The organism is Labedaea rhizosphaerae (genome assembly GCF_004362825.1).
Lineage (GTDB): Bacteria > Actinomycetota > Actinomycetes > Mycobacteriales > Pseudonocardiaceae > Labedaea > Labedaea rhizosphaerae.
The window spans coordinates 1679962-1692410 of sequence record NZ_SNXZ01000001.1; the positions used below are offsets into that span (position 1 = coordinate 1679962).

Here is a 12449-nt window from a genome sequence, read left to right on the forward strand (position 1 = left end):
CGTGCTCGCCACCCTCGTCACCGCGGCCCAGCCGGTGCCCGTGCCGGCGCCGCCCGCGCCCGCGGCCACGATCACGCAGCCGCCGATCAGCTACCCGGCGATCATGCCGATCCTGATCATCCTCGGCGCGGCCTGCGTCGGCGTGCTGTTCGAGGCGTTCCTGCCCCGGCACAACCGGATCGCCGCGCAGCTCGTGCTCTCGGTGCTGGCGATCCTCGTCGCGGGCTGGCGGCTGCTCAGCTACGCCGACGAGATGCCGGAGACGGGGACCATCACCCTGGGCCGCGCGCTCGCGGTGGACAAGCCGACGCTCGTGCTGTGGGCGACGCTGCTGGTGCTCACCATCGGCGCGCTGATCCTGATGGCCGACCGCACGGTCGAGCGCGGCGGCTACTTCGTCGCCGACGCGGCGGTCCGGCCGGGCACCGTGCAGGACCGGGCGCAGGCCGGGCGCGGCGAGATGCAGACCGAGGTCTTCCCGCTCGCGCTGTTCGCCCTCGGCGGCATGATGGTCTTCTGCGCGGCCAACGACCTGCTCACCATGTTCATCGCGCTCGAGGTGCTGAGCCTGCCGCTGTACCTGATGTGCGGCCTGGCCCGCCGTCGCCGCCTGCTCTCGCAGGAAGCGGCGGTCAAGTACTTCCTGCTCGGCGCGTTCGCGTCCGCGTTCTTCCTGTACGGCCTCGCGCTGCTCTACGGCTACGCCGGTTCGGTGCAGCTCTCGGACATCGCCAACGCGGCCGCGGGCACCAACCGCTCGGAGACGCTGCTCTTCGGCGGCCTGGGCCTGCTGGTGGTCGGCCTGCTGTTCAAGGGTTCGGTCGGCCCGTTCCACACCTGGACCCCGGACGTCTACCAGGGCGCGCCGACGCCGGTCACCGCGTTCATGGGTGCCTGCACCAAGATCGCCGCGTTCGGCGGCATCCTGCGGGTGCTCTCGGTGGGCTTCGGCACCACCAGCTGGGAGTGGCGGGGCGTGCTGTGGGGCGTCGCGATCGCGTCCATGGTGATCGGCGCGGTGCTCGGCCTCACCCAGACCGACGTGAAGCGCATGGTCGCCTACTCCTCGGTCGCGCACGCCGGGTTCCTGCTGATCGGCGCCATCGTGCTCAAGCCCGCGGGCCTGTCGGCGACGCTGTTCTACCTGGTCACCTACGGCTTCACCACGCTGGCGACGTTCGGCGTGATCGGCCTGGTGCGCAACGCCGACGGTGAGGCGACCCACCTCTCGCAGTGGGCCGGGCTCGCCAAGCGGTCGCCGCTCGTCGCCGGAACCATGGCTTTCCTGCTGCTCGCGCTGGCTGGGATCCCGCTGACCAGTGGGTTCGTCGGCAAGTTCGTGGTCTTCCAGGCCGCCCTGTCCGACGGGATGGCGCCGCTGGTGGTGGTCGCCGTGCTGGCCAGCGCGGTCGCCGCGTTCTTCTACCTGCGCGTGATCGTGCTGATGTACTTCAGCCAGCCGGCCGAGGACGGCCCGACGGTGACCATCCCGAACCTGTGGACCACGGGCGTGCTGACCGTGTGCGTGCTGGTCACCCTGTTCCTCGGGATCGCGCCGTCGCTGGTGCTGGACTGGACGTCGTCCGGGGTGTTCGCGCTGCAGTAGGGGTGGCTGAGACCAAGCCCACGCTGCTTCGCCCGGGTTGGAACGGTGCGGCCATTACGCTGGTGGGAGGCGCAATGGCCAGGCGAAGCAAGGGAGCGATGCCGACGTGACCGACTCCGAGAGCACGGACAACCCGGTGCCGGGTTTGCCGGATTCGCTTGGCCTCGACCAGGCCGACCCGGAGCTGGCGGCCGCCGTCGAGGACGGCCTCGGCAAGGTCGAGGACATGCTGCGCTCCGTGGTGCGCAGCGATGTCGACTTCATCGACCAGGCCGCGCTGCACCTGCTGAAGGCGGGCGGCAAGCGGTTCCGCCCGCTGTTCACCCTGCTGGCCGCGCAGTTCGGCACGGGGAACACCGAAGAGGTGCTCACGGCCGCGACCGCGGTCGAGCTGGTGCACCAGGCGACGCTCTGCCACGACGACGTCATGGACGAGGCCACCATGCGCCGCGGCGACGTCAGCGTGAACGCCCGCTGGGACAACTCCATCGCCATCCTCACCGGCGACTTCCTGTTCGCCCACGCCTCGCGGCTGGTCGCCCGCCTGGGCAGCGAGGCGACGCTGATCATCGGCGAGACCATGGGTGAGCTGGTGACCGGTCAGATGCGCGAGACCGTCGGCCCCCGCGAGGGTGAGGACCCGGTCAGCCACTACCTCGGCGTGATCGGCCAGAAGACCGGCTCGCTGATCGCCACCTCGGGCCGCTACGGCGGCATGTTCTCCGGGGTCACGCCGGCCCAGGTGCAGGCCTTGCGCCGCTTCGGCGACGTGATCGGCGCGGCTTTCCAGATCTCCGACGACATCATCGACATCGCCTCGCCCGCGACCGAGTCGGGCAAGATCCCCGGCACGGATCTGCGCGAAGGCGTGCGCACGCTGCCCATGCTCTACGCCCTGGCCGAGGACGGCGATCCCCGGCTGCGTGAGCTCCTCTCCGGCCCGATCACCGAGGACGACGACGTCGCGGAGGCCTTGGACCGGCTGCGCACCTCGTCCGGTCTTGAGCGCGCACGCAAGACCGTGTACGGGTACGCCGAGTCCGCACGCACCGAATTGGACTCGTTGCCCGCGTGCCCGGCCCACGACGCGCTGGACATGCTCACCCGTTACGTGGTCGAACGAACCCGGTAACCCGCCATAGTGGACTGGTCACAGCCCGTCTTTTAGTGCCCCGACCTGTCGATCCGACCGTTGCAGTAGCGTTGTGCCGCCTAAGCTGTCGCAGCGGGAGCGGCGGGAGGAGCTGTTTCGATGGGGATCTTCGCCCAGGTGTGGTTCTGGAGCGCGCTGGCCTTCGTGGCAGGGGCGTTGCTGAGCTGGGCGCTGCTCGCGCTTCCGGCGCGCAGGCAGCTGGCCGAGCTGGACCTGTCCACGAGCACCGAACGCGAGAGCGTGTCGCGGGCGCGCCCGTCGGTGCCGCCGCTGCCCGAGCGTCCGACCCGCTACGGCGACGACCCGCTCGACCGTCGCCGCACCTCGCCCTTCGACGAGGATCCGGCCGACCGCCGCCGTTCCTCGCCGTTCGACGAAGACCCGGCCGATCGCCCGTCCCCGTTCGACGACGAGCCCGCCCGGGTGCCGTCGCCGTTCGCGGCCGAGCCCGCGCAGCCGGTGCTCGCCCCCGGCGACGAAGACGACTACGACCCGTTCCGGCAGGGCGACCGCGAGCCGGCCCGGACCGAACTGCTGTCCGGCGCTCCCTCGAACGACGAAGACGACGCGGCCGACCGCGGTGTGCTGCGCCTGGGCCAGTCGGCGTCGCAGCCCACCGTGCGGGTGCCGGTGTCGGGCTCGTTGGACGAGGGCAGCCTGTTCGCGCCGCCCGAGCCGCCGCTGCCGGAGCCGTCGCTGCCCAGGCGCCAGCCCGACGACGAGGCCGCGGCCACCCAGTTCCTGCCCGCGATCGCCGCGCCCGAGCCGGTCCGTGAGATCGAGGCGCCGCCGGAGGTCGAGGACACCAGCGACCGCGGCTGGTTCGAGGAAACCGGCGACCGCTCCGAAGACGAGGTCTCCTCGTCCGCGCCGTCGCCTTCGCCTGCGGGCAAGGACGACGAGAACCTCGTCGACGACCTCGCCGTGGACCCCCGTCAGGCCGATTCCGCCGAACTGGTCGACGACGTCGCGGACATCGATGAGCCCGCCGACACCGGCGGCACCATCTTCACCCAGCGCACCCAGCCCGTCTCCGGCGAGCTGATCTCCAGCCTGGACGGCAAGACCGGAGAGTCCTCTTCGGACAGCAAGCAGTCCGAAGAGGACGCCCGGGACGAGGAGCCGGAGGAGGCCGACGCGCCGTCGTCGGCCAGCGCCCCCACCTCGTCCTTGCCGGTCCGCAAGCCGGGCGCCACCCGGTTCGACACGGGTTCGCGTTCGCGCCCGTCTCCGCCGAAGCCCCAATCCGAGTCTCAGCCCCAGCCTCAGTCGAAGCGCCAGCCCCAATCGGAGCGCCAGCCCCAGTCGGAGCCCCGGCCCCAATCGGAGCCTCAGCCCCAGCCGGAGCTCGATGCGACCCAGGCAATCCCCGTGACCACCGCCGCCACGGCGAGCACGGCGTCCGCGACCGCCACGACAGCCACCGCGGAGGCGGAGCAGCCGGCCGAGCCGGAACGCGCGCGCTCCCTCTTCGAGCCGATCGTCCCGGCCGACGAGTCGGCGACCACCGCGATGCCCGCCCCCGGCGCGGCGGCGGCAACGCCGGCACGCGCGGGCGATGGCGCGTTCGTGCCGCCCGGTCCCTTCGGCCCAGGTTCGGCAATGCCGTTGCCCGGTGGGGGATCCCCGTCGCCGGAGTTCACGGTGAAGGCGAGCGTCACCGCTTTGCGCTACTGCGAACCGGATTCGCCCCTGTTCGGTCGTACCGTGGCCGAGGTGTGGTTCCGGACCACAAAGGATGCCGAGCGAGTCGGGTTCCGCCCCCTGTCCTGAGCGACGGGTGTGCTATACCTCTGCGCACCGTGCGATGGCGGTGTCCGGGAGGCATGCACAGATGAAGTCCCTGTTCGAGCAGCCGTGGCTTTACGCGTTGATCGCCTTCGTGCTGGGGGTCGTGGTCGGCTACCTGGCTCGCGGCAAGCGCTCGAGCACGACCGAGTCCGGCCCCAAGCACGCGATGCCGACACCGTCCGAAAAGGACACTTCGTCGACGCCGGTGGCAAGCCTGCTGAGCCCGGCCGCGTCCCAAGCCGCCGCCGCGGCCGCCGAGAAGTCCGACGCCGAGAAGTCCGACGCCACGGAGCACAAGGACGCTGCGGAGCCGGAAGCTGCCCCGCAGGCTGACGCGCCCAGTGACCCGGACACGGTTGCCGAACCGGCAGAGCCGAGCGACCCGGCCCTGAGCCAGCTGGACCACGAAAACATCACCAGCGTTCTGCACGAGCCCGCCGAGCCCACCGAATCCGCTGATGGCCCCAAGTCCGTCACCGCACCCGACGACACGGCCACCAGCACTGCCACTGGCACTGCCGCCAGCACAGCCACCAGCACAGCCGCCGCGGACGCTCAGGCCGCCGGTGCCGCTGAGCCGGCTGCGCCCGCCGCCGACAGCGAGGCCGACGGTGCTGCGCCTGCCGCCAATCCCGCGCCGCCCGCGGAATCCGGTGAGGCCACCACAACCGCCACCGAGTCGCCTGTGGCCGCCGCGCCTGCTGGCACCACGTCAGCGGCCGACACCGCGCAAACCGCGGACACCGCGCCCTCCGCCACCCCTGTGCCTGAGGCGGAGGTGGCGCCCGCCGAAGGGGCCGCGACTGCCGCCACAGCCGATCTTGCTGCTACCACCGACACCGGGTCCGCCGCCACTCCTGCGCCGGATGCCGCGCCTGCCGAAGAGCCCGCGCCTCTCGCCACCGCCGAGCCTGCCGACGCGGCTCCCGCAGCTTCCGAGTCCGCGGGCGAGGCAACCCAAGACGGCTCCGCCGCGGTGAGCACCGAGCGTGCTCCCAGCGCACCCGCGGAGGGGTCGTGGGCGCCGGGGCCCTATCCCGCCTCGGCCTTGCCCGTCGCGGGCGGTGCGGCTCCGGCGGAGGAGTTCACCATCAAGGCCAAGGCGGACTCGAAGCTCTTCCACACCGAGAAGTCGCCCTACTACCGCCGGGTCAAGCCCGACGTGTGGTTCCGCAACGAGGCCGACGCCGTCGCGGCCGGCTTCACCGGCTGGGCTCGGCGGGCCAAGGCCAAGTAGCGGCTGTCAGGCGACGGTCCAGGTGTCCTTGCCACGCAGCAGGGCCTGCAGGTCGGCGGTCTTCGACTCCTTGGCCTGGGCCACCTGACGGCGGGCCAGGTCGTCGTACGTCGAACGCTCGACGTTGCGGAAGACACCGGTCACCACGTGGCTCAGGTCCTGAGTGGACAGTCGGGACAACGCGAACGCGTACGACGGGTCGTGGTGCGACGAGTCGTGGACGATCACCGCGTCCTCGCCCACCTCGGACACCTTGGCGACCTCCAGCCCGGCGAAGCCGGACCGAACCACGCCGTACTCGCCCAGGCCGTCGGGGCCCGGCGAACCGAACCGGATCGGCTCCCCGTCCACCAGCGGGATCAGCCGCTCCTCGGCCTGCCCGGCCTCCTTGAGCACGTCGAACGCGCCGTCGTTGAAGATCGGGCAGTTCTGGTAGATCTCCACCAGCGCCGAGCCGCGGTGCGCGGCCGCCTGGCGCAGCACCTCGGTCAGCCCCTTGCGGTCGCTGTCCAGTGCACGGCCGACGAACGACGCCTCGGCCCCCAGCGCCAGCGACACCGGGTTGAACGGGTGGTCGAGTGACCCGAGCGGTGTCGACTTGGTGATCTTGCCTTCTTCGGACGTCGGCGAGTACTGACCCTTGGTGAGCCCGTAGATCCGGTTGTTGAACAGCAGGATCTTGAGGTTCACGTTGCGCCGCAACGCGTGGATCAGGTGGTTGCCGCCGATGGACAGCGCGTCGCCGTCACCGGTCACGACCCACACCGACAGGTCCGGACGCGACACCGCGAGACCCGTGGCGATCGCCGGCGCCCGGCCGTGGATCGAGTGCATGCCGTAGGTGTTCATGTAGTACGGGAACCGGCTCGAGCAGCCGATGCCGGACACGAACACGATGTTCTCGCGCTTGAGGCCCAGCGTGGGCAGGAACGACTGGACGGCGTTCAGCACCACGTAGTCGCCACAGCCCGGGCACCAGCGGACTTCCTGGTCCGACTTGTAGTCCTTGGCCTTCTGCGGCTCGTCGGTGGTCGGCACCAGGTCGAGCCCGCCGAGCTGGGGCAGACCGAGGTCGACGGCGGTCATGCGGCGTGCACCCCCTTCACTGCGTCCAACAGCACGTTCTGTAGTTCCTCAGCCTTGAACGGCAGGCCGGCGACCTTGGTGTACGACTGGGCGTCCACCAGGTAGCGAGCCCGGATCAGCATGGCCAGCTGGCCCAGGTTCATCTCCGGGATGATCACCTTCGAGTAGCCCGCCAGCACCTCGCCGAGGTTGGCCGGGAACGGGTTGAGGTGGCGCAAGTGCACCTGTGCCACGGAATGACCCAGCTTGCGCACCCGGCGGCAGGCCGCGCCGATCGGCCCGTACGACGAGCCCCAGCCCAGCACCAGCACCTGGGCCTTGCCCGACGGGTCGTCGACGGTCACGTCGGGTACCTGGATCCCGTCGACCTTGGCCTGGCGCAGCCGGACCATACGGTCGTGGTTGTCCGGGTCGTAGGAGATGTTGCCGGTGCGGTCGGCCTTCTCCAGCCCGCCGATGCGGTGCTGCAGACCGGGCGTGCCGGGCAGCGCCCACGGCCGCGCGAGCGTCTCCGGGTCGCGCAGGTACGGCAGGAACCCGCCGCCACCTTCGCCGCCGCCCTCCGGGGCGTTGGGTTCGGTCGCGAACTCGACCGTGAGGTCGGGCAGGTCGGCGATGTCGGGCACCAGCCACGGTTCCGAGCCGTTGGCCACCGCGCCGTCGGAGAGCAGCAGCACCGGCGTGCGGTAGGTGAGAGCGATCTTGGTCGCCTCGAGCGCGGTGCGGAAGCAGTCGGCGGGCGACTGCGGCGCCAGCACCGGCACCGGGCACTCGCCGTTGCGCCCGTACATGGCCTGCAGCAGGTCGGCCTGTTCGGTCTTGGTCGGCAGACCCGTGGACGGGCCGCCGCGCTGCACGTCGATCACGACCAGCGGCAGCTCGGTCATCACGCCGAGGCCGATGGTCTCCGCCTTGAGCGCGATGCCGGGCCCGGAGGTGCTGGTCACGCCGAGCGCGCCGCCGTAGCTGGCGCCCAGGGCCGCGCCGATGCCCGCGATCTCGTCCTCGGCCTGGAAGGTCGTGATGCCGAAGTGCTTGTACTTGGACAGCTCGTGCAGGATGTCCGACGCCGGCGTGATCGGGTATGTGCCCAGCAGCACGGGCAGCTTCGACTGCACGGCCGAGGCCACGATGCCGTACGCGAGCGCGGTGTTCCCGGTGATCTGCCGGTAGGTGCCCGGCGCGAGCTTGGCCGGTGCGACCTCGTAGGTGACCGCGAACGCCTCGGTGGTCTCGCCGTAGTTCCAGCCGGCGCGGAAGGCGAGCACGTTCGCCTCGGCGATCTCCGGCTTGCGGGCGAACTTCTCGCGCAGGAACCGTTCCGTGCCCTCGGTCGGCCGGTGGTACATCCACGAGAGCAGGCCCAGCGCGAACATGTTCTTGCACCGCTCGGCGTCCTTCTTGCCGAGCCCGGTCGACTCGACCGCCCCGATGGTCAGGGTCGCCATGGCGACCTTGAAGACCTGGTACGAGTCGAGCGAGCCGTCTTCCAGCGGGTCGGCGTCGTAACCGACCTTGGCCAGGTTGCGCTTGGCGAACTCGTCGGTGTTGACGATCAGGGTGCCGCCCGCGGGCAGGTCCTTGATGTTCGCCTTGAGCGCCGCCGGGTTCATCGCCACCAGCACGTCCGGCCGGTCACCGGGGGTGAGGATGTCGTAGTCGGCGAAGTGCACCTGGAACGACGAGACGCCGGCCATGGTGCCCTGTGGGGCGCGGATCTCGGCGGGGAAGTTCGGCTGCGTCGCGAGGTCGTTGCCGAACGCGGCGGCTTCGGAGGTGAAACGGTCGCCGGTGAGCTGCATGCCGTCGCCGGAGTCACCGGCGAACCGGATGACGACTCGGTCCAGCTTGGTGATTTCGGTCTGCCGGGTGCCGTTGGCAACGGCAGTCTTGGCAGCACCTTCGGTGGTGCTCATGCGCTCGCCGGTCCCTCTCTCACTGACAGCTCAGCCCGTTCGGCGGCATGCTGCGGCCGGCCCCGGGTCGCAGCGCCACCACACCATCGAGCCTAGTCCTCGATCCTCGTGTCCCACTGAGGCATCGTTCGTCGGCAGGCAAGCGTGAACGCCCGGTCCCACCAGCTTGTTCACGGTAGGCACCCCACGCTTGGTGACCGTGTCAACGCGGTGCACGTCACACCGGCATTCGTGCCTCATCCCGGCCATCGGAACGATTACCTGTAACCCAAGGTAACACCTTCCCCGGGGGCGGTCGGTCACGACCCCGTCGGAGCTGCTTCTGCGTTACCCCACCAGGTTGGCACAGCCGACGGGCATCGGTGGCGGCTCGACGGCGGCAGCTTGTTGCATGGCATCAAGACTTGGCGATGCGAGCGCGCATCGCCGCCAGCAGTTCGGCGAACGCCGGGCTCTCCATCGACTCGAGCTGAGCCGCCAGTTCGGTCTCGGTGGCCTCGCCGTGGTCGTGCATCGACCAGGTCGCGCGCATGGTCCGCTTGATCGACACGACGAGGTCGCGCGGCGCGACCCCGGCGGGTGCGGCCAGCTCGCGTGCCGCGGTGATCAGGGCATCGTGATCGCCGTCGACCGCACGCAGGGCAAGCCCGGTGCGGACGGCTTCCTCCGCGCCGAGCACCTGACCGAACAAGGTCATCGCGGTCGCCACCTGCGGGCCCACCGCCCGCTGCACCATCCATGTCATGCCGCCGCCGGGGTGCAGGCCCAACTGCAGGAAGCGGGCGTCGAAGCGGGCCTTCGGGCCGACGATGCGGACGTCGCAAGCCAGCGCCAGGTTCAGCCCGGCCCCGACCGCGGCGCCACCGACGGCCGCGATGGTCGGCAGGCTGGAATTGGCGATCGCCAGGAAGCCCGAGTAAATCTTGCGCAGGCCTTCCTCGCGGGCGTCGCCGAGCGCGGTGAGATCGGCCCCCGCGCAGAACGCGGGCGGCTGCCCGGTCACCACGATGGCCCTGACGTCCTCGTCCTGCTCGCACTCCGTCACCGCATCGGCCAACGCGGCGGCGATCGGCAACGTCAGCGAGTTGCGCCGCTCCGGCACGTTCAGGGTGATGACCGCGACCCCGTCGCGGCGGTCGAGCAAGACCTCGTCGCTCATGCGCAGCTCCTCACGCCCGCGGCGGCCGGGACGGCGCCGCGCCGCCGACCCTAGTGGTCTCGCTGCGAGTCCTAGGAGCCACCGATCTTCCGGTTCGGATCAGGCATCTCGAGTCGGCAGGCCGGTGAGGCGGGCCAGTGCGGCGAAACCGTCGTCGCTGCCTGGCCAGTGCGCCCGGACCTTGGCGACCCCCGTGCGCCGGACGACGCTGCGCAGCACGGCCGTGACGATGATGGCGTCATCGGCATAACCGAGCACCGGGATGAAGTCCGGGATCAGGTCGATTGGCATCGCCAGGTAGGCCAGCAGCAACCCGAGGCGGATGCGCACGCCGCGAGGCAACTCGCGGTCGGTGGCGAGCGCACGCAAGAGCCGCAGCAGGTCCGGGAGGACACGCAAGGCCTCGCGCAGCAGGCCGCCGCGTGGTCGCAACCAGACCAGCACCACGATCAGCGCCACCCAGGCCAGCAGCAGGGCGCCGACGAGCCCGACCACGAGCTCGGCCCACCACGGCACGCGCGATCCTTTCCTGGTCGTCCTCGCCGAGTGTGGGCCCTCGGATGCGGCGACGAAAGGGCTCGAGCCGCTGACGCGGTGGGTTCGGTCTCGCCGCGGAGCAAGACCGAACCCACGCCGGCGTCAGGACTCGAAGTCGGCCAGGGCGGCGATCGCGGCCGCTCGTTCGGCGTACTTCCACTTGCCGAGGTCGGCCACGGTCTTGATGCCGAGACCCGCGAGCACCTCGTCGTGTTTCGTGGTCAGGCCCTCCAGAGCGGACGGCGGTGCCGCCGCCAGCTCCTTGAGGGACTTGCCCTCGTACGCCTTGTCGACCAGCTTGTTCAGGTTGAGCGCCACCGGTGTCGCCTCCAGGTTGACGGGAACGCTGACGGCGCCAGCCTTGCCCCGGGCCTGGTCCCCCGCAACGGCGCCGACCCGACCGGGTGACCCCAGGTGCCGGAACACGGGTCAGCGGGTGGGTTCCGGCGCGGGTGGGCGTTCCAGCAGGGTCGACAGCACCACCGTGGACACGGTGCGGTCGATCATGTCCACGGCGCGCAGGCGCTCCAGTGCGTCCTCCAGGTGGTGGATGTTGCTGGCCCGCAGGTGCACGATGGCGTCGGCCGCGCCCGAGACGGTGTAGGCGGCCACCACCTCGGACAGCGGTTCCAGCCGCTTGCGGATGCGATCCGGCGACACGTTGCCCCGGCAGTGCACCTCGACGAACGCCTCGGTGCCCCAGCCCAATGCCTCCGGGTCGACCACGGCGGTGAAGCCGCGCAGCACGCCCGTGTCCAGCAGCCGGTCCACCCGGCGCTTCACCGCCGGCGCCGACAGACCGACCACCTTGCCGATCTCCGCGTAGCTGGACCGGGCGTCGGTGACTAGTTGCGAAACGATTCGCTGATCGATGGCGTCCACACGCAACATTTTGCCCGTCAAACCGCAACGGAGCGACATTGATCGATGGTCGACGGCGCCTCTACATTTCGAACCATGACGACTGTTCCGGTTTTCGGCCATGGCGAGCAGATGCCTGCGCGGCCCGACCACGCCGTTGACCAGGCCATTCCGATGCGCGTGCCGGTTCGCCGGCACTACCTGATGTGCCCGCCGCGGTACTTCACCGTCGAGTACACGATCAACCCCTGGATGGACCCGTCCCAACCGGTCAGCGCCGAGAAGGCCATGGCCGAGTGGAACACCCTGGCCGAGACCTACCGCGGGTTCGGCCACACCGTGGACGCCATCGAACCCGAGCCGGGCCTGCCCGACATGGTGTTCGCCGCGAACTCGGGCACGGTCGTGGGCGGCCGGGTGCTCGGCTCGCGGTTCCGCGCACCGCAACGCGCCGCCGAGGCCGACCACTTCCGGCGCTGGTTCGTCGACCACGGCTTCCGTGACGTGGTGATGCCCACCCACATCAACGAGGCCGAGGGCGACTTCGCCTGGACCGGCACCCTGTTGCTGGCCGGCACCGGCTTCCGCACCGACCCCGGTGCGCACGCCGAGGCCCAGGAGGTGCTGGGCGTCCCGGTCGTCTCGCTGCAGCTGGTCGACCCGCGCTACTACCACCTGGACACCGCCCTCTTCGTGCTCGCGGAGGGCAGTCAGGGCGACCGCGACCAGGACCTGCGCCCGCAGATCGCGTACTACCCGGAGGCGTTCTCGCCGGGCTCGCAGCAGGTGTTGCGCAGGCTCTTCCCCGACGCCGTGCTCGCCACCGAGGCTGATGCCGCGTGTCTCGGCCTCAATGGCGTGTCAGACGGTCGCAACGTCGTGTTGCCCCAGGAGGCGACCGGTCTGGCGGAGCGGCTGGCGGCGCGCGGTTACGAGCCCGTGCTCGTCGACATCTCCGAGCTGCGCAAGGCGGGCGGCGGCCCGAAGTGCTGCACCTTGGAGATCAGGAATCCGGCGGACAACCCTCACTCCACTCTGTAGTTGTCAATGTGCGTGCCGTGACCGGCGAGCTCCAGTTTGCCACAAATTCGAACGGGTGTTCG

General features: G+C 70.6%; 11 protein-coding genes. 5 read left to right on the top strand and 6 right to left on the bottom strand.

All coding sequences use genetic code 11. The features are described 5' to 3' along the window. The first annotated feature begins 103 nt into the window (after positions 1-103). The 4 genes from nuoN (at position 104) to EV186_RS08050 (ending at position 5787) form a co-directional block, all read left to right on the top strand. Positions 104-1606 carry an NADH-quinone oxidoreductase subunit NuoN gene (nuoN, locus tag EV186_RS08035; protein WP_243753935.1) on the top strand — a complete coding sequence of 501 codons (1503 nt, stop codon included), beginning with the start codon at positions 104-106 and terminating at the stop codon, positions 1604-1606. Positions 1607-1712: 106 nt separating this feature from the next. After that, complete coding sequence (locus EV186_RS08040) at positions 1713-2738, top strand: polyprenyl synthetase family protein (protein ID WP_243753877.1); 1026 nt, start codon at positions 1713-1715, stop codon at positions 2736-2738. Positions 2739-2858: 120 nt separating this feature from the next. Continuing rightward, positions 2859-4532 carry a sunset domain-containing protein gene (locus EV186_RS39840; RefSeq protein WP_243753946.1) on the top strand — a complete coding sequence of 558 codons (1674 nt, stop codon included), beginning with the start codon at positions 2859-2861 and terminating at the stop codon, positions 4530-4532. 61 nt (positions 4533-4593) lie between these two features. Beyond that, on the top strand, positions 4594-5787 hold the full coding sequence (locus EV186_RS08050; protein WP_133848368.1) for a sunset domain-containing protein: 1194 nt from the start codon (positions 4594-4596) through the stop codon (positions 5785-5787). Positions 5788-5793: 6 nt separating this feature from the next. Here the strand turns inward: EV186_RS08050 and EV186_RS08055 are convergent, their stop codons facing one another. From EV186_RS08055 to EV186_RS08080, 6 genes are all read right to left on the bottom strand, one after another. Further along, entirely contained in the window at positions 5794-6873 is a 1080-nt protein-coding gene (locus EV186_RS08055) for a 2-oxoacid:ferredoxin oxidoreductase subunit beta (protein ID WP_133848369.1), read from the bottom strand. Further along, positions 6870-8789 carry a 2-oxoacid:acceptor oxidoreductase subunit alpha gene (locus EV186_RS08060; protein ID WP_133848370.1) on the bottom strand — a complete coding sequence of 640 codons (1920 nt, stop codon included), beginning with the start codon at positions 8787-8789 and terminating at the stop codon, positions 6870-6872. Before EV186_RS08060 ends, EV186_RS08055 begins: the two co-directional genes overlap by 4 nt. Positions 8790-9186: 397 nt before the next feature. Then, positions 9187-9948, bottom strand: a complete 762-nt coding sequence (locus tag EV186_RS08065; RefSeq protein WP_133848371.1) for an enoyl-CoA hydratase — start codon at positions 9946-9948, stop codon at positions 9187-9189. 99 nt (positions 9949-10047) lie between these two features. Beyond that, complete coding sequence (locus EV186_RS08070) at positions 10048-10464, bottom strand: YkvA family protein (RefSeq protein WP_133848372.1); 417 nt, start codon at positions 10462-10464, stop codon at positions 10048-10050. A 123-nt stretch (positions 10465-10587) separates the two neighbouring features. After that, positions 10588-10803 carry a hypothetical protein gene (locus tag EV186_RS08075; protein WP_133848373.1) on the bottom strand — a complete coding sequence of 72 codons (216 nt, stop codon included), beginning with the start codon at positions 10801-10803 and terminating at the stop codon, positions 10588-10590. Positions 10804-10914: 111 nt separating this feature from the next. After that, positions 10915-11367, bottom strand: a complete 453-nt coding sequence (locus tag EV186_RS08080; RefSeq protein ID WP_133848374.1) for an Lrp/AsnC family transcriptional regulator — start codon at positions 11365-11367, stop codon at positions 10915-10917. Positions 11368-11478: 111 nt separating this feature from the next. On the opposite strand from EV186_RS08080, the gene ddaH reads away from it, so the two are divergent. After that, positions 11479-12387 carry a dimethylargininase gene (ddaH, locus tag EV186_RS08085; protein ID WP_341814449.1) on the top strand — a complete coding sequence of 303 codons (909 nt, stop codon included), beginning with the start codon at positions 11479-11481 and terminating at the stop codon, positions 12385-12387. The last annotated feature ends 62 nt before the right edge of the window (positions 12388-12449 follow it).